This window comes from Paenibacillus sp. VCA1 (genome assembly GCF_031583795.1).
GTDB lineage: Bacteria > Bacillota > Bacilli > Paenibacillales > Paenibacillaceae > Paenibacillus_AQ > Paenibacillus_AQ albilobatus.
On the sequence record NZ_JAVLSX010000007.1, the window covers coordinates 281,207 to 304,178 of the forward strand.

Below are 22,972 nucleotides of genomic sequence, written 5' to 3' on the forward strand. Positions count from 1 at the left end.
GGGACCAGTCCATATCGGACGGGTCCCGTGTTATTAGCAACTTTAAAAGAACAATGGAATTAAAGATCCTCATCAATCTACCGATGAAAGTCATACATATATCTACCAAACGGCTTGATCCGTCCTGTACAATTGCAATTGTACCATCCCTTCCCATTTCCGCTCATTCTCATGAGCGACAGACAAGGAGGAATCAACGTGATCAATGAAATGCGAGCAGACTGCATTATTATCGGGGGCGGAACCGGAGGTTGCGCGGCCGCTCTGTCTGCGGCCCGCTTAGGCAAATCCGTCATTATGACCGAGGAAACCGACTGGATCGGAGGGCAGTTGACGAGCCAAGCCGTCCCTCCAGACGAGCATCCCTGGATCGAATCGTTTGGCTGTACGCGGAGCTACAGACAATTCCGCGACGGCATCCGGGCTTACTACCGGCGCTACCTTCCCTTGACCGCGGCAGCCGCCGCCAACCCGCTGCTGAACCCAGGCAATGGGAGCGTAAGCCGACTGTGTCATGATCCGAGAGTCGCGCTCTCAGTTCTGCATGAAATGCTGGCACCGTACGTGCTCAGCGGGCGCATCGTCATCCTGACCAGGCACCGGATCGAATCGGCGGAAACCGAAGGGGACCGGGTACGTTCTGTAACCGTTCGGTGTCTGCAAACGAATCAGCGCTCCGTTCTGGCCTCGAACTATTTCATCGATGCAACCGAATGCGGTGACGTGCTTCCGCTTACCGGTACCGAATATGTCACCGGAGCCGAATCGGTCAGCCAGACCGGAGAACCGCATGCCCTCGTAGGGGAAGCCGACCCGCAGGACATGCAAGGATTCACCCACTGTTTTGCCGTGGATTACCTGCCGGATGAAGACCATACCATTGACAGACCTGCACAGTACGCCTTCTGGAAAGACTATAAACCGGACTTCTGGCCGGATAAGCTGCTTAGCTGGACAGCCGTTAAGCCGCAAACGCTGGAACCGGTCCAATATGAGTTGTTTCCCGGCACCGAACGGTTTTCGCTGTTCCAGTACCGCCAAATTGCCGATCAGGCGAATTTTGTGCCCGGCACTTTCCGCAGTTCGGTCACGCTCATCAACTGGCCCCAAAACGATTATTGGCTTGGCAATCCGTTCGAAGTGGACGATGCAGAGCGGCAGCGCCATCTTGAGGGCGCACGGCAGCTCAGCCTCTCGCTTCTCTATTGGCTGCAAACGGAGGCGCCCCGTCCGGATGGCGGTCAAGGATATCCCGGGCTGAGACTACGGCCGGACATCGTGGGAACCCGGGACGGCCTCGCCATGTACCCATACATCCGCGAGTCCAGACGCATTCGCGCCGAATTCACTGTGCTGGAGCAGCACTTGGCAGCAGACCGGCCGGGCGGAACGTCTGAACGGTACCATGATTCGGTTGGCATCGGCTGCTACCGGATTGACCTGCATCCCAGCACAGGAGGGCGGAACTATATCGACGTGTCCTCCTTGCCTTTTCAAATTCCGCTGGGCAGCTTGATTCCCGAGCGGATGGAAAATCTCATCCCGGCCTGCAAAAATATCGGTGTAACCCATATTACGAACGGATGTTACCGCTTACACCCGGTTGAATGGAATATCGGGGAAGCGGCAGGATCGCTTGTTTCTTATTGTCTGGACCACGGCATTTCCCCGCGCGGGGTGCGCAATCAGGATAAGGAGCTGAACTCTTTCCAGACGCTTCTTCGTCAGCAGGGCGTCGAGCTGGAATGGCCTGTCATCCGGGCCGTATGATTGCAGCATGATTCGTCAACACACTAGAACAACGTGGACCGGCATGTAAAAAGCTGCATCCGTCATGGCAACGGATGCAGCTTCATTATTAATCTTATCGGAACGGTCACGAGGTACGAACGCAACTATTTTTTGCTCGACTTATACCAGTCGTTGGCCGCTTTGATCATCTCGCTGCCCCCATCGGCTTTCCACTGCTCCACGAACTTGTCGTACCCCGACAACGGCTCCGCGCCGGTAATGTACTTAATGAACGTATCCTCCGCCTGCTTTTGCAGCTTTTGAACGTTTTTTGATATTTCCGGAATCGGCGGCGCGGTGATCAGTGCGTCCCCGAAAAGAATGTCCTTCGCGTTATTCTGGTAGGTTTCATAATAGGTTTGAACGTATTTGTTCTTTCTGACGCGAGCTTCCCAGTAGGTTGGATATTTGGTTTCATCCACTCCGGTCAGGAATGCGCTGCCATTATTCCATTCTTCGTTAAACTTGGGCAGAATGGGGTAATACTTGCCGTCTTCCACTTTATAATGTGTTCCTTCGATGCCTAGCGCATTCCCCTTGAAGATTTCCTCGTCCATCTTCAAATCCAGGTACTTCATTGCTTCATCCTTGTTCGTCGACCACTTCGGAATCGCTATAAACCATGAGATTCCTCCCGTGCCGGCTTGGGCGGCTTTGCCGTCGTCTCCCTTCATGTAAGGGAGAATGGCGATCTTGCCATCCGGATTGCTCTTCGCCAGAGCCGTATTGATATTCTCAGCGTCAAACCATCCGGCGCGGTACATGAATGCTTTGCCGCTGGTAAATTTCTCAATCACCGTATTGGATTGGTTGATCGCCCATTCGGGGTCGATCAAGCCCTCATTATACAGCTTGTTCATGAAAGCCAAATATTCCTTGGTTGTCGGATCATCCACATAATGGACGATTTCACCGTTCGATTCCTTCCAGTAGGTCGAAGGGCCGTACATCCAGCCGAAGGTAGAGGCTATTTCACCTTGAAAGGGGTCTTTTCCACCTGCAATCGGAATGACGCCTTTCTTCTCCTTGACCGTCTTTAATACGTTATACAGCTCGTCACGCGTCGTCGGTTCTTTCAATCCAAGCTCATCCAGCCAGTCCTTCCGGTACACGAGCGCCGTACCCGTGGCAACGCCGGAACTGCCTTCCGGAATCGCATAGGTATGTCCGTCGATTTTGGCTCCATCCCAGGAAGCTTGACTGATCACCTTTTTTAAGTTGCTTCCATACTTATCCAGAAGATCGTCCAGCGGCTCCAGCGCACCCGAGGTAGACAGTTTTGCGAATTGGTTAGGGGTCAGCTTCATGAAGTCGTATGGCTCCTTGTTGGCCATAAGCAAGTTCAGCTTCTCATCGGCATTCTCTACCGGCAGCATGTCGTACTTCACATCGTAGCCGGTTTTCTCTTTCAAATATTTGGCGACGGGGTCCGAACCGGGTTCGAAGCGGTTGTACTGCATCAATTCTCGTAGCTGCGGCTTTCCTCCTTCTCCTTGCTTTTCTCCCGCATTATTCGATTGGGCCGGACCGGACTTTGAACAACCGCTAACGGCGATCGCTGCTGCAATGCTTACCACGGCTGATATTCTCCATAATTTCTTGCGATTCATGATAACCCCTCCTCTATATTTAGAGACTTCTTTTTACACGCTCCTGCAGCTGATTTCAATTTGTCCGCACATTTCATCATTCAGGCCGATGCATCACTTTAGACAGCCTTCAGCGTAACCTTCTCACCCCCTTTCTTTTTGATGTTGCATTTTGCCTGGTTCATGGGGCTATTCCTTGACGGAACCGATAAGAACGCCTTTCACAAAATACTTTTGCAGGAAAGGGTACACGAGAAGAATCGGTACTGTCGCGAGTATGATCGAAGCTGCCTGAATGGCCTGTGGCGAACTGTTCATGGCGTTGTCGGCCCAGTTGCCCGATTTCAAAAACGTGTCGCTGGACGTAACGAACAGCTCTTTCAAGTACAACTGAAGCGGTTTTTTCTCAGGTGAATTAATGTAGATCAGGGAAGCGAAATAATCGTTCCAGAATGCAACCGCGTAGAACAGGGCAATCGTCGCCAGCACCGGCAGCGAGAGCGGCAGCGTAATCTTCCACAGGATCGATAAATTGCTGGCTCCGTCCAATTTCGCAGATTCCTCGAGACTGTCCGGAAGACCTTCAAAGTAATTTTTAATAATAAGCATGTTGTATACGCTGATCATCCCCGGCAGGAACAGCACCGGCAGCTTGTCGATCAGGTGCAGGTTCTGCATCAGCAGATAGGTGGGGATCAGCCCGCCTGAAAACAGCATCGTGAAGATATACATCAGAATAAAAAATTTCCTTCCGCGAAGCCGCTTCTTGGATAGCGGATATGCAGCCAGCGTTGTCATTGCCAGCGCCAGCAGCGTACCGAGCACGGTCACGGTAACCGAAACGCGCAGCGAGCCGAGAAAGCTGCTCTGCGTCAGCACATAGCGGTATGTACCGAACTGAATGTCTACGGGCAAAATCCCTACCATCCCGGATACAACGGCCGCTTCGCTGCTGAGCGACTTGGCGATCAGGTTGAGAAACGGCACAACGGTCGACACTGCGAGCAGTACGAAAAACGTGATGTTAAGCACTTGAAAGATGCGCTCGGACAAGGATAACCGAATGCCTCGCCGACGGGATGGAACAGGTTGCGGCTCAGGCTTGACGGAATTCATAACGGGATTGTCAGCTCCTTTCTACCAAATGCCGCGCTGCAAATATTTTCGGCTCAGGGAGTTGCCTGTTACGATAAGAATAAAAGCGATCACCGATTCAAACAGCCCGACCGCCGTAGAGAAGCTGTAATCCTGCTCGCCTAATCCGATCCGGTACACATAGGTACCGATAATGTCGGCGACGTTGTACACGCTGGGGTTATACATAACAAGCACCTGCTCCGTTCCGGCCTCAAGCACGGAACCGAGCCGCAAAATGAACATGAGCAGAATAATCGGAATAAGACCAGGCAGCGTAATATGCAACGTCATTTTCCATTTTCCGGCGCCATCCATCTTCGCAGCTTCATACAGCTGGGGATCGATGCTTGTCAACGCCGCCAAATAGACGATCGTGCTCCATCCCGTCTCCTTCCAGCCGGCTGATGCTACGATTACGGAGCGAAATACGCTGCTGTCCAGAAAAAATTTAATCGGCTGTCCTCCCAGCGCCGTGATCCATTGATTGACCATCCCGCCATTGACGGAAAGCAGATCGATGAACAGGCCGCTTACAATGACCCAGGACAAAAAATGCGGAAGATAGATGAGCGTCTGAATGGAACGCTTGAAAATCATATTTCTGAGCTCGTTCAGCAGGATGGCGATGATGATCGGCAGCGGGAACAGAAACACGATTTTGTACACCGAAATGATCAGGGTATTGCGGAACACCTGCAGAAAGCTATCGGAAGCGAACAGCTTCTCGAAATGATGGAATCCAACCCATGGGCTTGCTGCCAAGCCATCAAAAATATTGAAGTCCTTGAAAGCAATGACGATGCCGTACATGGGCGTGTACTTGAACAAGATCAAAAATGCGATTCCCGGCAGTAAGGCCAGATAGAGATCCCAATCTTTGCGGATGTCGATGGCAGCCCTTCTGAATTTGCCTGTCCGTTCCTTCGGATTAGGGGATGCCCGTAAGCCCATGGAGACTCACCTCCTTCTTATTCCTCTTCGCCGTTGAAGGGAGAATTTGTTATAAGTGTAAGCGCATCAAACGTCGGTCGGTAGATGAAAGCGATTACTTTTTTCGGTAATTTCATGTTCAAAAATAAGGCTGCTTGAGATACCGACATCTTTGTTTATTTGATCTCCCTAGGCGTCACGCCCCAATATTTGCGAAACACCTTCGTAAAGTAGCTCACATCACGGTATCCGACGGTTCGTGCGGCATCGTATACCTTTGCGCCTTTTTGCAGCGTGGTTTTCGCCAGTTCCATTCTTCGTTCCACGACATAGGTTGAGAACGCTTTCCCTGTCTCCTGCTTGAACAACCTGCTTAAATAGGAAGAGTTGACATACATCCGGCTCGCTACCGTATGCAGTGTAATCTCCTGGTCGATTTCGGCCTCAACCATGTTCAGAATCCGCTTGACCATTTGGTGACTGATTGCCTTCCGCTGCCGCTCCACCTGGGCGACAATCGCTTCGATCGTACGGTTGATCCAGCCGCGCACCTGCTCTTTCGTCGACAGCAGCTGCAAGTTCTGAAACAGAGCATAGTCGTCGCCTGTGACTTCCTTGACGCTCCATCCCGCCTTCTGTATCATGCGGATCAGCAAACCGCTCCAATAAAGTACATATTCGCGGGCCTCTTCCAGCGACACCGCCTGGCCAAGATTTGTATCCCACATCTCATCGACGATGGCCCGGGCTTTTCTTTCATCCCCCGTTTCCAGAGCGATTTCAAGCGTTTTCTCCATGTGCGGGTGCACCTCAAGCCCGGAACATTCCGCCCGCCGCTCTTCCCGGTAGGGTATCGCAATCCCGGACCCGTACAGCATCCGATTTTGAAGCGCCTTCACCGCTTGTAAATACAGCTTGTTGACATCCTCCCGCCCGCCGGTTGCGCCGCTAATTCCTCCGTTGACAGGTGCTTTCAGCACTTCCTTCAGCCTTGAGAGGAGACGATCGACAATCGTGTTGACCGTGAGCAGTTCCCGGTTCTCGTCTTCTCCGGCTGGTGCATGGAAGAGGATGACTGTGCGTTCATTTGTGTCCATGGCAATCCACGCTGAAACGGAACTTAAAAGTTCTGTTGCGAGTCTGTTCAGAGAGAACATCAGCCTTCTCCGATCCCGATCACCGGGGCCGGCTTCCCTTGCCGTCGGATCATCCATGTCCAGAACGACAACGGTGTACTTCCAGTCATGACCCAGTTCGATCCCCAGATCCCGACCGATCTCCAGCACTTGCTGCGGGTCGTATTTGCCGCTTATCCAATGCTGTATAAACATCTCTTTCATATATGGCAAATGCTGCTCCCACCGCTCCTCCAGCCTTATCTGATGGTTGAGCCGCTCCAGCTCCAACCGCAGCTGGTCCGAGGCTTCCAGCACCGCCTTTACAATCTCGTCCTCGCCCGCAGGCTTGAGCAAATATTTCACGACACCATGTTCCAGCGCAATCTGCGCATATTCGAAATTGTCATGACCGCTCAAAATAATAAGCTTGACCATGGCATCCCTGCGCTGGATTTCACGGATCAAGGCAATACCGTCCATCTCGGGCATTTGAATGTCCATCAGCACGATGTCCGGCTTCCGGTGTTCGAACAACTCAAGGGCGAGCAACCCGTTCTCAGCCAGCCCCACCACCTCGATTCCATGCTCTTCCCAAACAATATTGTAAGCAAGGCTGTTCCGCAGCCGGTCCTCGTCTTCCGCGATCAATAAGTTCAATTGGTCTTCACCCCTTGTTGTACTGTAGTCATCGTCGTATTCGGCTTATATTCGTCCTGACACCGATCCAGCGGCAGTATGAGGGCAGCTGTAGTACCGGAGCCTTGTCTGCTCTCAATCGTCATTTCTGCGCCGGATCCATACCAGATGCGGATACGTGAATGCACATTCCGCAATCCATAGAGGTCCTTCGCTCCGTGCTCCAAATAAGAGAAAGGACCGGATTCAGATGCGGATAGCCGTTCCAGTTCGTCGCGGATATAATGAAGCCGTTCCTCCGGGATCCCTTTGCCGTTGTCGCGAACCTCAAGGACGAGATTATCGCCTTGGAGGTAGCTTGCAACGATAAGCTCCCCTTCGCGGCAACCTTCCAGTCCATGTACAATCGCATTCTCCACCAGCGGCTGGAGCACCAGCTTCAGCAGCGGGATTTGCCGCGTCTCCTCCTGAAGCTCATAGCGGACCGTGAACGAATCCATAAATCGAAGCTGCTGGACCCGGATATAGTAATGAAGATGGGTAACGGTCTCTTCGACGGTGAACGTTTCCTTTCCCTTACCTAGACTTAGCCGAAAGAAGCTGGAGAGATTGAGGACCATTTCCGTGATTTCTTCGGCATCGTAATTTTTGGCTGTCCAATAGATCGAATCCAGCGTGTTATAGAGGAAATGGGGATTGATCTGCGACTGCAGAAATTTCAGCTCTGTATGAGCGAATCTAAGCTTCTGCTCATAATAGTTTTTGATCAAATCCTGCTGCTCCTCGACCATTCGGTTGAAGGAATGCGTCAAATATCCGAGTTCGTCATCTCGATCCTCCTTCAGCCGTATGCTGAAATTGCCGCTTCCGACCGACTTCATCCCTCTCATCAGCCGCTGGATCGGCGAGGCTATTCCGCTGTAAACACCCCATGAAATAAGAACCGCCAGCAGCACGCTCACACCGATAATGATGTACGTAAAAAATCTCGTCACGTTCGTTTCCTTATAAAGCTCCGCCTTCGGCTGAACGAGCACGAGCGACCATTTGGAGTAACGGGAAGTGACCCGAACCATGAACTCTCCGGGCTCGGCAGCGGATACGCTCGTTAGCTCCTTGGCTTGATCCCCCGTGCTGGTCACCAGTTTGCCTTCATCGGTGTACAGATCGATCCGGGCGCTGGACGAAGGAAGCAGCGATCGGATTAAATCAAGCAGACGGGTCTTGTTCAAGCTGATCAGAAGGAGATTGGGCTCACGATCCGGATTGTTCAGGTCCATGGTACGCACGAGCGAGACGCTGCCTGTTCCTGTTACGGAACCGAGGGTCTGTCCTTCGGGAAAGGGATAATCCGGCGTCATGTAGACGATACCGGTCCCTTTGGTCTCGGCTATTTCGTTCAGTTCCCGACGCTGCTGCGCGTCCTCGATCCGCTTTCCTCCCTGGGTTGTCGACAGCAGCATATGCGAAGGGGCATGGAATAGAGAAACATGGGATATCAAATGGTTGACCGAGGTCAGCCCGGACAACTGTTTCAACAGATCGGCAAAATTGACATACGACTGCGCATTAAGTGTCGGTCCAACGTCATTGATCAGCCTTAGCATCCGGTCGTCAGTGGACACGATGGTGGATAGCTCCTCCACGCTTTGCAGCGATAGATCAATATAGTCCATCGATGAGGTTAGCGCCCCTCTTGTCCGTTCCTCCGCCTGCTTGAGGAGAATAGCCTGGGACCGGAAATTGACATAAAGACTTACGATGACGAGCGGCAGTAATAGAAGCAGGAAATAAATCGTCAGCCGCATTTGAATCTTTCGCGTATATTGACGATACAGCCAAGCCAATTACCATTCACCTCCCTTTCATCTTTGTACTGCTGAACCCATCCTCTGACTACAGGTGCAATATGATCCCCCCTTCTTGCCCGGCGGACCGGTCCTCGGCAATACCATTAGTCACCATCTGCGCTAAAATGGGATGCCGCTCTCATCGTATCCGCTATTCACGCTGTCTTTCTGGACAGGAGCCGCCTAACATCTTCGTTTTCATACAAACGATCTCCTCCATGTCAGCGTTCTTTCGACGGCGTCCTGCGGTTGACTCATGCATTTCTTTGTTCTCTCCGCCATTTCGTGCTTATTCACTCGAAATACATATGCAAAAAATCGCCCCTTGTAAATTGGAAACGACCAATCTACCATTTAAAGGAGCGATTTCCTTTGTACATGCCTATACCATGGACCAAGTCTATCTGCCCACGGATTTGGAAGACGATTTTCCATACAATTTCTCATTCGATTCGTGAATGCGCATTATATCGACTAGATAATGTCTTGATCTGAAAATCCTTATATCATTCCCGGCGTAATCGGTTCAAAACCGCCGCATATTTACAGAGTATGTAGCAACATTTCTGGCAAGTTGTTCTATTCTTGGGTCTTTCATGATATCCCTCCAGGAGTTGAATAATATATTTTATTAGACACATCAGACGGTTAAAAAGCCACATGAAGTTAGGGAAATAGATTCAAAAAGGAGCTCCCCTAAGAGGGAGCCCCGATAAAATCATTACCCTCAGGGGCTTGATCCGGATGTGTAATTGATCACACATGTCAACATCGGTTAACCATATATGTTCTTGTCATTTTCGGCTAACGATACATATGTTCTTGTCCTCCCCTTTATTGCGCTACGTATTAGCGATGTCCCTGACGTCTTTGATTCTGACATTGGTACTGTACAATGCCGAATCGCTGGTTACCTTGAACGAAGGGTATGCCCGGTCCGCCTCCAGCTTCAACACTTTGTCGAACAAGCTTTCCTGCTGCTTGTCGACCAGAAAAGTAAATGTTTTTACGGTAATCTTAATGTCGGTTTCAAGGGGGTGCTCAATGATCTCAATGGCCAATACCCCGTTGCACCCGCAATTTTCGGTATCATAAAAAAGCTTAAAAAAACCGGGACGTCCCGCCAAACTTTTTGCTAGTCTTTCTTCCGTGTAAGGATCAATTAATATGATCATATTCCGGCCTCCCACTTGCGTCGTCTTCTTTTGATACAGCAGTTACAACGCTGTTTTTGCAAACAATAATATTATTATACTTTATGCTCATGCTGTAGTTGCTTCAACCCCTTTTCACTTCTGCAATCTTCCCGACTCTTTACCTTTGCTGGATAAAATGAACTATGGGCCGAATTGGCGTTATAACATGAAGTTTCAATGCAAAGCTTTAGTTCAATCCATATGATTAATGCTGTATCCGAAAAAATAGGCGGATCGATGTGCTTGATCCTTACTCCCCAATGATGTATAGTGTTTTACATCGACATTACCGCAGGTCAAAAAAAAGGAGGAGCCATGTCACCACGTACCAAAGAACAGAATGACGCGATCCGGGAGTTGCGGATGAACCAAATTATGAAAGCGGCGGCGGAAGTATATTTGGAGAAGGGCATTCATTTGGAAATACGCGATGTTGCGGTCAAGGCAGAGCTCGGCTACGGAACCGTGTACCATTATTACAAAAATAAGCACATGCTTCTGGAAGATTTATTGTGGGATGCCCTGGATCGAGCGGAATCGGCAGTCCTGCCCGTTCTAACGGGAGACGGCAGCAGTTTGCAAAAAGCCGAGTCGTTCTCCAGACTGCTTCTGCAGAAGTGCATCCAGGATCCTTCCGTATTTATTTTGCTTAAAGCGGTTGCGGATAATTTTCATCACTTCCCGGGAAACCGGTTTATCAAGCTGTCTGACCATTTTCAGGAACGGATCTATTTACCGTTTGTGGAAATGATTCGTGAAGGAATCCGATCCAAATCACCAGAGAAAACAGCTAACCTGATATTTGGCTCGCTTGTTGGCTGCACTGCATTGAACATTCACCACAATATGCAAAGCGATATGGATGTGGAAGGCATCGTCGATATGATCTTTTCAGGCATACAGGCAAAGGAGAGATAATGGAATGATTACATTGAAATCAAAAGCCGAAATTGAGGAAATGAGAAAAGCCGGCCGAATTGTCGCTGCTTTTCACCAAGCCATCGCAGGCATGATTCGGCCGGGTATCACGACGTTCGATATCGAGTCGTTTGCGGTGCGGTTCCTGAAGGAGAATGGCGCCAAGGCGTATACGATCGGCTACAACGGATATCCGTATGCGACATGTGCGTCCGTCAACGACGTTATCGCGCATGGTTTTCCGAACCGGGAGCCGCTTAAGGAAGGCGACATCGTCACGATCGATATCGTCGCGGAGGCGGATGGCTGGGTCGGCGATTCAGCTTGGAGTTATGCGGTCGGCGAGGTGTCGGAAGAAGCCCGTAAGTTGATGCGGGTAGCGAAGGAATGTTTGGATCTTGGTATCGAAAAAGCTGTCGTCGGAAACCGGATCGGCGATGTGATGCACGCGGTTCAAACCCATGCCGAGCGAAACGGATTTTCGGTGGTGCGCGATCTGCTTGGTCATGGCGTCGGAAGGGAGATGCACGAGGAACCTAATTATCCTCACGTCGGGACTCCGGGCAAAGGGTTCCGCTTGAAGGAAGGGATGGTTCTTACGATCGAGCCGATGATCAATGCCGGAAAAGCGTCCATGACGGTTGATGCCGACGGATGGACCGCCAGAACCGCCGACGGCTCGCTTTCCGCACAGTACGAGCATACGATCGCGATTACTGCGGATGGCCCGATTATATTGACCGCACAATAGAATTCAATCCGTTTATTGGTTCAAATTTCATTTCGAGCGGTGATTTCCTCTTCCGGATTTCAGGCAAAAGAATCGGCCGCTGTTCGCGGTTTTAAATACAATAAGGCTGCCGATTGATTATTGCTGACGGCAGCCTTGCGTATTTTACGTGCAGCGGACTTTGTTTAATGATTTGTTGGCTCTTCATAATACCATGTTGAAATCACGTTTGTGTATCCAAGCCTTTCGCTGCATGAAAATGATTTACATCGAGCGGGTCCCTGCTTCATTTTCTTACGGCTTGCCGGTTCCGTTAATCTTATCGAAGAATGGGGCCAGCTTAGAGACGAGCTGCTCAAACCGCTGCTGTTCTTCTTTGGTCAGCTTTTCCTCATGTTTGATTCCTTTTTCATCGGTCATCTTCAGCTTTAATTGCGCCATCTGCTTGAACAGCTCCATAAACTCCTTGAATTCGTTTTCCGTAAGCTTGCCTTTTGCTGTTTGAAGCATTCCCTCGATTTCTTGATAACTTTCCTGTGAACCGTCGTGCTGTTCAATGGTTTTAACGGAACCGAATATTTCATCGGCTAGATAGGAAGCAGCAAATGCGGCGGACGGAATCAGGATTGCTGCTGCGGCAATACCTGCAAGCAATCGTTTTTTCATTGGGGATCTACCTCTCTTTTCGTTCGCATAGTGTTGATAGGACTGCCTTACACGTCCATACAAATCGGGCGGGCAGCGCATCGAATCTGCCACCTGGCGAAGCTCTTCACGCAATTCCTTGTCAATGGACATACGCGTCTCCTCCCGTTATTTCGATTCGCTTCCGGAGTTCTTTCAGTGCCAGATGATGCCTGGATTTCACTGTGCCAACGGGGATCTGCAGAATGTCTGCGATTTCTTCCAGAGTATAGTCGTGAAAATAGCGCAGGATGACGACCACACGTAGTTTGTACGACAACTGGCGGACAAGGCTGAACAGCTCATGCTGCATTTCGGACTGCAGGACGGCTTGGTCCGTCCAGTCGGACTGTTCGCATGTCATTTGGCGGTTTCGTTCAAAGAGACGAATTCGCCGCCAGGCCTTTCTTTTCCAATCCTGGACAAGGCGGACCGTGATCCCGTGCAACCAAAACCGGAACGGCCGGTTCGGGTCGTACTTGTGAAACGACCGCCACATGCGCATGTAAACTTCATTCACGATATCCTCAATGTCCTGTTTGTTGTAGACGAGAAAAGCAACCGTCCGATAGACGTCTTGGTGAGTCGCCTGATACACTAGCTGAAAGGCCGACTCGTCGCCGAGCGTCGCTTTTTCAAGCCACGGAAGTAACTCTTTATCATTCATGGGGGCCCCTCCTGAACGTGTTACAACCTTTAATTCGCTCCCGTGGGGAAAAAGGTTCAGTAAAAGAATAAACTATTTGAAGATATTCGCCGTTTAAGGCATTTTCTTTAGGTATATCACCAAAATCATGCCCCGGAAGCATGCCGGACCTGAAATTCCCCGTTGCTTGCAAAAGACTTCGTCTTATTATTTATAAAGCGAAATCAGGCACCCGATTTGGGTGCCCTCATTTGAATTTCATAATTAAAAACATATATCCATTACGGTTAAGCGCTATAGAACAAATCCCCGGCCGAACGGCCAGGGGACGCAACGTTCCATAATTTATTATCTAACCCGTTCTATCCCCGCCTTATTTCATGGTGTCCGCGGGCTCGGGTGTCACAGCCGCCATGGACGTAAAATATGCCTGCAACCTCCGGTTCAACCATAGGGAAGCCGCAATAAACAACGCCACTCCGATAAACTTGACGGGCTGGTGGATAAAATCGGACAGATGCGTTCCGATATAGGAAACGCAGAATACCATGACTCCTTTGCCTAGAGCTACGGCTGCCGCAAAGGAAGCCGTCGGCATTCGCGTTAATCCCGCGGCCATGTTAATGACGACGAACGGTCCGATCGGGAGCATGCTGAGGAGAAAAACGTAGCTGAACCCGTTCCTCTGCGCCCACGACATGGCCTTCCGGACTTTGGGCTTGGCAGCCCAGCGCCGAATAAAGCGTGTATCCGACGCTTTGCGAATCAGCCAAAACGTAAGCAAACTGCCCGTTACGAGGCCGATCCACGAATATAAAAAACCCAGCCACAATCCATAGATGGCGGCATTAGCGCCAACGATCACGATGGTAGGAAGCGGCGGAACGAAGGATTTCAAAAAAGTTAACATTATGCCGGGCAGCGGTCCCAGCGAGCGGAAACGCTCCAAAAAGAGTTCGATGTTTTGCTCCGTAAAATACTCCGTGATGCTGATCTCAGCGCCAAACATAGAATGTGATTCCCCCTATAACTTCAAGTGATTTCATTATACTACAAGATCACTTGTTTCCGGGCATGTCTGTACAAGTAGGCCAATGACGTTGCCTGCTTGATCACGAACCTGAGCCGTTATTTTCATTCACCTGAATATCGGACGTGTTGTAGTATCTCCCCAAGCATTTTTTGTTCCATTTCGTGGCATTTTAGGTGCCGGCAACAACAAAGAACCCATGCCATCCTGTGTAAACAGGACGACATGGGTCGATGCATAAAACGGATCGCTTGACGCGTTATTTTTTTACCGCAGCTTTCAGAATTTCAATTTTCTTATTACGAGGGATATCCGAAGTGGCAGAGACCCCGTATTCGTAATTGCCGCCGTCATACCAGAATACGGATTTTGGATAGATATGCTCAGGGAGCGTATCGTTAAAGAAACCTTCCTTTTTGCTTCCCTCCCGATCTTTTGTATACTTTGAGAAAGTCAGCGTGTCTTTTCCGTTCGTATACTTGAGACGGATATCCGCCGCTTCCTTCCACTCTATTTTCTTCGCATAGATAGGTTTGCCGCTTTTTTTGCCTTCAGCCTTTACTTCATCAACGAATTTCCCTTTTGTTGGACCTTCGATGGTCGCTGACAAGAATTTATACCCCTCCGGCAAGTTGGCAGGCTGCTTCAGGATCGAACCCTCCAATGTGGAAGCTCTTTTCAAGTAGTCCTCGTAACTAGAGAATTCTTCTATCCCTCCCCAATAACTGAGATCGAGTCCGCTATTAAGATCCTTATATTTATGATACAGAACGTACATATCACCTGTCTCTTTGCTCAGTTCCTTCACTCGATTCGTCTCATCTTCGATATACTTCTTTTCCTCTGGAGTTAAAGCCTTGGCTGCCGCTTCAACTTTTTTTTGAATTTTTTCCAGTTCGTTCTTATAGAGCTCGCGGTCTATGTTTCCCTCGGGATAAATAATATCATTCTCTTTGTCCACGGCAACTTTTGAATTCTGCTGCAATTGCATAGAAGCCTTTTGCGGTGCGCTTTCTTCGCCGCTTTCCTTCGCGTTGACCAATGTCACGCTGCCAAGCGCGAGAATCATCCCCATACCCAGAATGGACAAGCGGTAGGATTTTTTATTAAAATGTTGGATCATCATAAGTCTCCTTTTCATTTCTTTATGTGTGGCGGACAAGCCGGCAAGACCCGGTTGGTAATGACTGACCGACAAATGCTCCAACACATGAATAATCGTTTGCCCGTATGCATTTTTTTGCTGCGGCCTCATCCGGTCCAAGGCGCATGCATCGCAGGCAATCTCCTGATCCTGCCTTGCTCTATGTATAGCGAACCATAGGAGTGGATTAAACCAGTGGAGAATCAAGATCATGTGCATCATCCAGTTCATTGCCACATCCCGCCGCCGAATATGCGCAAATTCATGCGCCAAAATCAATTGAAGCTGATCCTTTTGCAACGTAACGAGCAGGCTTGGCGAAATCACGACAGCAGGTTTAAGAAAACCGACTACGGCTGGTCCGGGAATCCGTTCCGATGCGACAAACCGCACTTTGCGCTTTATGCCAAATAGATGCTTCGTTTCTTGAAAGATTGCCGATAAAAAAGGAGTATCGATGGTTCGCCCTGCGCGCAAGGCTTGTTTCAATCGGTTCTGGTCAAATACCGTTTTCGCCGAAAGGAATAACACGCCCGCAAGCCATACCGCAAACAGCATATGGATGAAGCTCATATTTTTGATCTCACTCCACCAAAAACCGCTTTTCTGCACGCTCCCCGGTTCATTGGATGAGGCAGGCACGGCGGCTCCATTTGATTCCGGGCTTAAGGTCCGATTCCTTTGAACCGCCGCCTCCCCTGCGATCCCCGCATTCATAAATGCCGTGGGATCCTGGGCCTTCTGATGAAATCCGGGCGATATGGCCTCCAAAGACAAAACATTGTATAAGCTAAGCGAAGATTCCGGCGCCCAAGGAAGCAGCAGACGGATCGCTACAGGTAACCAAATCAAATATTTCCATCTTGCTTCAAGCTTGTTTTTGAATAGAAATTGCACGATCAGGACAAGTAGAACCAAAATGCCGGCCATAAATGATCCGCGAATCACCCAGCCAAAAACGGACAATAAATTCGCTTGCAATGTTGGACTCATCAGTTATCTCTCTTTTCCCGGTTCGCCGTCGCTACGGTTTTCGTCAAATAAAGCCTTCAGATCCTCGACTTCCTGTGCATTCAGCTTTCTATCCTTTAATAAGTTGGCCAGCATCGGTTTTAATGCCCCGCCATACAGCTTTTTCATAAAGGATGTGGTTTCGGACAACAAAAATTCCTGCTCGCTGATGATGGGATAATACAGCAGGGTGCGCTTTGAACCCTCTTCCAGCTTTGCCCCCGCTGCTTCCTTCTGCACTAATCGGTTCAAGAGCGTCCGCGTCGTATTCGGGCTCCAGCCCATTTTGTCTGTTAGTTGCTTTACAACTTCACTGGAAGGGCAATCAGGATTTGCCCATAACACCCGCATAATTTCCAGTTCTGCATCCGTAACCGATGGTATTTGTTTCATGCATGTAACCTCCAAAGTTCATTCGCCTTGACTACATACGTAGTATAGTTCATACTACATTTGTAGTTTGGTGATGTCAACATTTATATAGAGATAAGATTCCCTATTTTTGTTACATGCACAAATCCGCGCCGCTTCCCAAACATATTATTTTTTTACCGCAGCCTTCAGCATCGCGATTTTCTTTTCTCTAGGGATATCCGAAGTGGCAGAGACCCCGTATTCGTATTTGCCGCCATCATACCAGAAAACGGATTTTGGATAGATGTTCGCAGGAAGCGTATCGTTAAAGAACCCTTGCTTTTTGCTTCCCTCCGGATCTTTTGTATACTTTGAGAAAGTTAACGTGCTCTTTCCGTTCGTATACTTGAGACGGATATCCGCCGCTTCCTTCCACTCTATTTTCTTTGCATAGATGGGTTTGCCGCTTTTTTTGCCTTCGGCCTTTACTTCATCAACGAATTTCCCTTTTGTTGGACCTTCGATGGTCGCTGACAAGAACTTGTATCCGGCTGGCAGGTTTGCAGGCTGCTTCAGGATCGAACCCTCCAATGTGGAAGCTCTTTTCAAGTAGGCTTCGTAAGAAGAGAACTCTTCCACCAGTCCCCAATAGCTAAGTGAAAGTCCGCTATTTAATTGAGGATATTTATGATATAGGACATACGATTCGCCTGGCTTTTTGGATAGCTCCTTTATTCTGTTGATCTCCTCTTCGATAAACTTTTTGTCCTTTTCAGGTATAGATTTGGTCGCCTCGGCTGTTTTTTTAGCAGCTTCTTTCTGAGCTTCCTTATAAGATTTCGCTTCCGCCGCAAAGCTCGCTGAGGAACCCAGCAGTAATACACTGCTTAATGTTACGATTGCTGCTTTTGTTGCTACATTCATTATGTAATGCTCCTTTCCTGGGATTGTTTAGTAAACTACAATTGTAGTTGACATTAATTTATACTACAGTTGTAGTTGAAAGGTGTCAACCCTTTTTTTATAAAATACATCTTGCTATACCGACAGTTTGTTTTTCAGTGGATGATTAAACCTCTAACAACCGCGGGTTTAAGCGTTCATGTTGGAGATTTTCACTTATTTCATAGCCGTTTCATTCATTTCGTACCGATGAGCTGCAGCAACTCAAAAAAGGCTTTTCTTGCTATTTAAGATTCCCCTTTCGGTTCTAAAGCCTTAAAGAAAATGTCAACAGCCACTAATCAGTTCGGTTGCATACAGTTTGATATCAAAGTGTTAGAGTATATATCAAGTGCGGGTACCATTGCCACACGAAAGGTTGTTCATGCTTGCGAGAAATAGACATCTTTTGGATAATTTTGGGTGGAATTGTTCATAAACAAATGGTACATTATTTGGGGATCATTAGTTCGTGTTCAATATGTGTTATTGGGATAACGCGCAGGTCCGGATATACGTTTAGGCTCATATTTTTTAAATTTGGGGAGGGCATCGGCATGGACAAAAATTCGGTTTATAGAACAAACATTATAGGTGCCGGCGAGGTTGGCAGCGCCATCTCGGTCGACATGGATACAAATTCAATACATAAAACAAACAGCATCTTTTGGGACACGAAAGGAAATGAAATCTTGGGAGCAACCTCGCTTCCTAACTATGGAGCATTTGTCTCAGAAGAAAAATGCCGACTTTTTGGCGATGTCTCAGGGAAAAAGATGTTGGAGATCGGCTGTGGAACCGGTCATTCCTTGCAATATCAGGGGGAACGCAATGCATCTGAATTATGGGCTCTGGATATATCCGAAAAACAGATCGAAAAAGCAAAGCAACATTTGACGGCATGCGGCCTTTCGGCAACCTTTATCTGCTCTCCCATGGAAGAAGAATGCGGCATACCGATGGATTATTTCGATTTTGTTTATTCGGTTTATGCCATAGGCTGGACCACCGACCTTGAGGGTACGTTTTGCCGAATCGCTTCCTACCTGAAAAAAGACGGCGTATTTATTTTCAGTTGGTCTCACCCTATACACAAATGTGTTGCTGCAGAAAATAATATGCTTGTTTTTAAAAAATGTTATTTCGATGAATCCTGGTATTCGGTTTCTCTTGATGAAGGTACGCTAACATTATCGGACCGTAAACTATCAACTTATATAAATGCCTTGGCAAAAGCGGGATTTGTCATTGAACAGCTGATTGAGGAATCGGATGATGAAATGATGCAATCGCGGTACGATAACAGCGATTTTGCTAAAAAAGCAAAGATGCTGCCTGTCACTTTTGTAATCAAGGCAAGAAAACTATAGTATCCGATGGTTCCTCTTTATGCGTTCAGATCTTGCACCCTCAAATATGCGGCGTTCCTGATTGAAAATCCTGTCCGTAGCAGTGGCGCCAATTCGAGAACACGGATATACGTACTTATGGTCCCGTCAGAATGAAGGTATTATTATCGCCCTGCTGAGCGTTTGCTGGGAATGCTTCTCCTACTCCCTACCTGAACGCTCAGCCGCCGGGCAAGATTTAAAGTGAATCACAGTAACTCTAGGGCTTTCAGTAAGGCGTACTCACTTGATTTGGCGCCTTCTAGAGAAAAATGCGCATTCGGAAACATGGGAGCCAAATGGTGGTAGCCAGGGAATACATGCAATTCAACCAAGACACCGTCAAAAGCCAGTTGTTTTGCAAACATTAAAGCTTCATCTATGAACAAATCAATGCTGCCTATGCTTATATAAGTGGGAGGTAAACCGGCTAGCGATTTTGCACGTGCAGGCACGTAATACTCGCTTGTCCCCTCTTGACCGGGCTCATGCCCTAATACCGATTTCCAGCCGAAATAATTGCTTCCCTTTGTCCAAACAAACTCGCCGGCATACGGATGTTCTGGCGAAATACTCGTCCGGTCATCGAGCATAGGGCTGCGCAGTCGCAGATGGTGGATGTTGAATTCCTTCTGATCGCGAATGTATAGGGCTAGACCGGCTGCTAATCCGGCGCCTGCGCTGCTGCCTGCAACGGCAACTTTTTGTGTATCGATCGCCAATTCCCCGGCATGTTCAATGCACCATTTCAGGCCCGAATAACAATCCTGCAATTGACTTGGCTGAATATGTTCCGGTGCCAGGCGATAGTACACAGATACGCAGCAAAAACCATGTTGCGCAGCCAGTGCCGCATTTCCTTGACGATCACCGACCGGACTGCCCATAACCATTCCCCCACCGTGAATGGAATAATACAAAGGCATTTGATCATATTTGGGCTCACGGGGTTTAATGATTTCTATGCGGATATCGGGACCGCCAAAATAACTTGGCACCGCCCTTTCTTCAAACGTGACGGGAAACAGCTGCGTGATATCGGTTTGCGGTAACATTTTTGCTGAGTTTTCCCGGGATTCCATTAGCGTGCTTTCGGTAAGATCGCTTGTCGGAAATAAATCAATCGCACGGATAATCTCCTGGTCGACCAAATGTCTGCTCCTGCTTTGTTGTTCGTTCATCGTTAGTGATTCCTCGCTTTCTTGTTCATTCCATCTATTGCTGCTCTCTCCGAATTCGAATGAGGATGGGTTCAGCATTCCCTTCTGGGATCGAATTTAAAAGGTGCATCTTTCTCCCGCGTCACCGGTTCCTCTGTCGTCCTAGATATATTCTAAAGAGCACATGAAGCGATTGAAATGTAAACAATAACTTAGAATTGTATTCGACATAAAAAACATCTATCGACGTCATTCAAGGAAGACAGACCGCGTTTAGGGGGAGTTTATCTTACGAGATTAAGGAGGATTTGCCGCAGAAGTTTATACTAAAAAACACCGATGAAGAAACCTTCATCAGTGCCGTTCGCTACTTTTATTTTCCGAATAAACAATTTTCTTAATGGTTTCAATGGAGAGAAAATAGTCTTTAGCAAGCTGCTCAATACTGTTATTACTCTTAAAATCGTGTCTAATAGCGGCATTTCGGCGATCTAACCACTGTCTTCCGCCACTTAAACTTCCCCAATGTTTATATTCCTTCTTCTGTTTAGGAATGTAAATGGTCTCTCCCTGGACATACTTTTGGATTTCTCTAATAAGCTTTTCGGGTAATATTTTTTTTGCATTCGTATATTTCAATTCGCTTCACTCCTTATTTTGGAAATAAGGTGCAAAGCCAAATATTGAAAAAATGTTAAGCGTTAGTAATCATTTCGCCCCATGCAAAGTAACGCTTCTCCAATATTGGCTTCGCATGAGTGAAAGAAGTCACAGACAATCTCAAGAGATTCTCCATCAGTAAAGCACCCCCTTATTTTCTTTCTTTGCCAGTATACCATATTCAATGAATTCGGCCTGTAACCACTGACTGATTTACTAAAGAGTAATTCAGTCCTTTGGAGCAATGCGAATCCATTGCTGCCACAATTCCTGCCCAATAGCTTAAGGAGCAGCTGCCACGGTGGCAAACTGCTCCTGGTTGACTTTGAACTAATGTTTTCTGTCAGAACAATGATTTTTAAGAAGCTTGACATTACATTCTGACATTGCGCAGTGACGTACCCCTTATAATTCACTGAGCCGTTAAAGTTCAAATTAGCTTCATAACGCATTCGGATTGCGGGTAAGGCAATCAAATCCAGAACATGTTCCATTGGAACCCTCCTGCATTCGCTTGTCTCATCAGAAATAGTAACGCTCCATCCACATCATTACAAACAAAATCGAAGCATGGCCCTCGTAGGCACATCCGTTTCACCGTCATACCGCTTATGGAATATTCGAAACAACACTAATTAATTGGCTGACCGTGGTGTCTATTCCGCTTTCCTCTTTAATTTCACGGATCACGCCCATCAACAGGTTTTCTTCAACTTCTGTTGTCCCACCGGGATATTCCCAACCATCGTCGTGGGCTTATGCCGCCTGCCGATACAATATGCGTCGGGAACGCCATTTCACGACTTCCTAATCTGACTTTTATATATTTATTCACTTGCTTCGCGACTTTTCCGCTTTAATGAAAAGGATGACATGTTCTACTGGTTCAGGCTTTGTCTTCGGTTTTTGACAATAACATACATCGTTAAAAAAAACCGCAGCTGCGCGGTTATTTAGAAGAGTAAACAGACTCCAAGTAATCCATTGAAACTTGCTCCGCTTCACTTTTAAATTCGAGATTCCCTGAATGCTGACGAAGTCGTTGATAAAGATGAATGGTCTTTTTTAAAGCGTGGTAACAACTTTCTGTACTGTATTCTGGGATCGTTTCTTTAAGTTCATCAAGTTCTTCGCCCTCATATTCTTCGAGTTTTCGTACCCCTCTTGGAAGTTCGCCGTTCTTCATATGCAGCAATGGCCCAAGTACCGTGTTACGCATAAAGGTAAGGTGATCGATCAACTCGAACAATTCTCCCCTTCCAAGTTTTAACGCACCATAGTGAATCCATATCCAAAATCGATCCTCGATCCACTGTGGATCAGGGGAAGGAAAGTTCGGAGCTGTTTTTTGAAATAAATGACTAACTTCCTCTCCCCTTTCCCAAAGGATTATAGGATTCTCTACCCGTTGTTCAAGTTCCTGAATGGTAACAAATTTTATATCAACGTGTAGCAGCGGTTGTCCATACAAGCATATCAGAAGCCTCGGTTCTCCTACATGTTCGCCTGTAAAGGCAGATAATAAATGTCCTAATTTTTCTGCAAATTGCATACGGTTTTCCATGATCTCTTCTTTGTAGCAAGCATCGTAAACGACAATAAAATCTAAGTCACTGTATTCATCCATACTACCTGTTATCAGGGATCCTCCTGCAAGAAGTCCAAGTAAACGATCGTCTTGACTAAGTTTTTCTTTTGCTTGGATAATAAAATCTTCATGCATTTGTAAAAGCATTGACAACACTCCTCAAATGATATCCCATAAAAGGGTATTACGCCATCATATCATGATCCCATCTAATATTCAAAAGTAGAATAAATACGACATCCGGCGGTTCCCTAAAAGAGCGTTTGCCTTGAGCTCGCGGTCACTAAGAAGTTGGAATACAAAAAAGCCGCAACAATGCGGCTTTTAAGCGTTTATGTCCTTGTCGTTTCAGGAAAAAGATTCTCCAAAATCCCCTCATTTTGTGTACAGAAAGATTTTCTTTCCATAACGAGCTCTTGTTGCCCTGTTCTCCATGAGTGGATTTTGGCTAATGTGCGGGATCTGCTTGT

At 47.8% G+C, this 22,972-nt stretch carries 21 protein-coding genes; 4 read left to right on the forward strand and 17 right to left on the reverse strand.

Going from position 1 to position 22,972, the window contains the following annotated elements:
* Positions 1–171: 171 nt before the first annotated feature.
* The gene (locus RJP21_RS17950) at positions 172–1,770 is read left to right on the forward strand and encodes an FAD-dependent oxidoreductase (RefSeq protein ID WP_310860493.1); all 1,599 of its coding nucleotides are present in this window, start codon (positions 172–174) and stop codon (positions 1,768–1,770) included.
* A gap of 125 nt (positions 1,771–1,895) precedes the next feature.
* Here the strand turns inward: RJP21_RS17950 and RJP21_RS17955 are convergent, their stop codons facing one another.
* From RJP21_RS17955 to RJP21_RS17980, 6 genes are all read right to left on the reverse strand, one after another.
* Positions 1,896–3,401, reverse strand: a complete 1,506-nt coding sequence (locus RJP21_RS17955; RefSeq protein WP_310860494.1) for an extracellular solute-binding protein — start codon at positions 3,399–3,401, stop codon at positions 1,896–1,898.
* A 168-nt stretch (positions 3,402–3,569) separates the two neighbouring features.
* Positions 3,570–4,496 (reverse strand): carbohydrate ABC transporter permease, encoded by a 927-nt coding sequence (locus tag RJP21_RS17960; protein ID WP_310860495.1) that lies wholly within the window; start codon positions 4,494–4,496, stop codon positions 3,570–3,572.
* Positions 4,497–4,517: 21 nt separating this feature from the next.
* Positions 4,518–5,468 carry an ABC transporter permease gene (locus RJP21_RS17965; protein WP_160041753.1) on the reverse strand — a complete coding sequence of 317 codons (951 nt, stop codon included), beginning with the start codon at positions 5,466–5,468 and terminating at the stop codon, positions 4,518–4,520.
* A gap of 155 nt (positions 5,469–5,623) precedes the next feature.
* The gene (locus RJP21_RS17970) at positions 5,624–7,222 is read right to left on the reverse strand and encodes a response regulator (RefSeq protein ID WP_310860496.1); all 1,599 of its coding nucleotides are present in this window, start codon (positions 7,220–7,222) and stop codon (positions 5,624–5,626) included.
* Complete coding sequence (locus RJP21_RS17975; RefSeq protein ID WP_310860497.1) at positions 7,219–9,048, reverse strand: sensor histidine kinase; 1,830 nt, start codon at positions 9,046–9,048, stop codon at positions 7,219–7,221. The genes RJP21_RS17970 and RJP21_RS17975 overlap by 4 nt, the downstream gene beginning before the upstream one ends.
* A gap of 845 nt (positions 9,049–9,893) precedes the next feature.
* Complete coding sequence (locus RJP21_RS17980) at positions 9,894–10,226, reverse strand: iron-sulfur cluster biosynthesis family protein (RefSeq protein ID WP_310860498.1); 333 nt, start codon at positions 10,224–10,226, stop codon at positions 9,894–9,896.
* A 336-nt stretch (positions 10,227–10,562) separates the two neighbouring features.
* Here RJP21_RS17980 and RJP21_RS17985 point away from each other — a divergent pair, with 336 nt between their 5' ends.
* Entirely contained in the window at positions 10,563–11,165 is a 603-nt protein-coding gene (locus RJP21_RS17985) for a TetR/AcrR family transcriptional regulator (RefSeq protein WP_160041747.1), read from the forward strand.
* Between the two features lie 4 nt (positions 11,166–11,169).
* The gene (gene map, locus RJP21_RS17990; protein WP_310860499.1) at positions 11,170–11,916 is read left to right on the forward strand and encodes a type I methionyl aminopeptidase; all 747 of its coding nucleotides are present in this window, start codon (positions 11,170–11,172) and stop codon (positions 11,914–11,916) included.
* A 273-nt stretch (positions 11,917–12,189) separates the two neighbouring features.
* Here the strand turns inward: map and RJP21_RS17995 are convergent, their stop codons facing one another.
* The 6 genes from RJP21_RS17995 to RJP21_RS18020 all read right to left on the reverse strand — a co-directional run bounded on the left by RJP21_RS17995 (position 12,190) and on the right by RJP21_RS18020 (position 17,688).
* Positions 12,190–12,693 carry a DUF3600 domain-containing protein gene (locus RJP21_RS17995; RefSeq protein ID WP_310860500.1) on the reverse strand — a complete coding sequence of 168 codons (504 nt, stop codon included), beginning with the start codon at positions 12,691–12,693 and terminating at the stop codon, positions 12,190–12,192.
* Positions 12,683–13,246, reverse strand: coding sequence for a sigma-70 family RNA polymerase sigma factor (locus RJP21_RS18000; protein WP_310860501.1), 564 nt, complete (start codon positions 13,244–13,246; stop codon positions 12,683–12,685). The genes RJP21_RS17995 and RJP21_RS18000 overlap by 11 nt, the downstream gene beginning before the upstream one ends.
* A gap of 352 nt (positions 13,247–13,598) precedes the next feature.
* The gene (locus tag RJP21_RS18005) at positions 13,599–14,234 is read right to left on the reverse strand and encodes a TVP38/TMEM64 family protein (RefSeq protein ID WP_310860502.1); all 636 of its coding nucleotides are present in this window, start codon (positions 14,232–14,234) and stop codon (positions 13,599–13,601) included.
* Between the two features lie 280 nt (positions 14,235–14,514).
* Entirely contained in the window at positions 14,515–16,392 is a 1,878-nt protein-coding gene (locus RJP21_RS18010) for a M56 family metallopeptidase (protein ID WP_310860503.1), read from the reverse strand.
* Positions 16,393–16,395: 3 nt separating this feature from the next.
* Positions 16,396–16,803: a BlaI/MecI/CopY family transcriptional regulator gene (locus tag RJP21_RS18015; protein ID WP_310860504.1), complete on the reverse strand. Its 408-nt coding sequence runs from the start codon at positions 16,801–16,803 to the stop codon at positions 16,396–16,398.
* Positions 16,804–16,950: 147 nt separating this feature from the next.
* The gene (locus RJP21_RS18020; RefSeq protein WP_310860505.1) at positions 16,951–17,688 is read right to left on the reverse strand and encodes a hypothetical protein; all 738 of its coding nucleotides are present in this window, start codon (positions 17,686–17,688) and stop codon (positions 16,951–16,953) included.
* Positions 17,689–18,263: 575 nt separating this feature from the next.
* Between RJP21_RS18020 and RJP21_RS18025 the strand changes: the two genes are divergently transcribed.
* Positions 18,264–19,076, forward strand: a complete 813-nt coding sequence (locus tag RJP21_RS18025; RefSeq protein ID WP_310860506.1) for a class I SAM-dependent methyltransferase — start codon at positions 18,264–18,266, stop codon at positions 19,074–19,076.
* Between the two features lie 227 nt (positions 19,077–19,303).
* On the opposite strand, the gene RJP21_RS18030 is transcribed toward RJP21_RS18025, so the two are convergent.
* From RJP21_RS18030 to RJP21_RS18045, 5 genes are all read right to left on the reverse strand, one after another.
* Positions 19,304–20,275 (reverse strand): alpha/beta hydrolase fold domain-containing protein, encoded by a 972-nt coding sequence (locus tag RJP21_RS18030; protein ID WP_310860507.1) that lies wholly within the window; start codon positions 20,273–20,275, stop codon positions 19,304–19,306.
* 333 nt (positions 20,276–20,608) lie between these two features.
* The gene (locus tag RJP21_RS18035; protein ID WP_310860508.1) at positions 20,609–20,893 is read right to left on the reverse strand and encodes a CD3324 family protein; all 285 of its coding nucleotides are present in this window, start codon (positions 20,891–20,893) and stop codon (positions 20,609–20,611) included.
* 62 nt (positions 20,894–20,955) lie between these two features.
* On the reverse strand, positions 20,956–21,408 hold the full coding sequence (locus RJP21_RS18040) for a hypothetical protein (RefSeq protein WP_310860509.1): 453 nt from the start codon (positions 21,406–21,408) through the stop codon (positions 20,956–20,958).
* A gap of 115 nt (positions 21,409–21,523) precedes the next feature.
* Positions 21,524–21,610 carry a hypothetical protein gene (locus RJP21_RS31300; protein ID WP_397386241.1) on the reverse strand — a complete coding sequence of 29 codons (87 nt, stop codon included), beginning with the start codon at positions 21,608–21,610 and terminating at the stop codon, positions 21,524–21,526.
* A gap of 253 nt (positions 21,611–21,863) precedes the next feature.
* Entirely contained in the window at positions 21,864–22,649 is a 786-nt protein-coding gene (locus RJP21_RS18045; RefSeq protein WP_310860510.1) for a nucleotidyltransferase domain-containing protein, read from the reverse strand.
* Positions 22,650–22,972 lie beyond the last annotated feature (323 nt).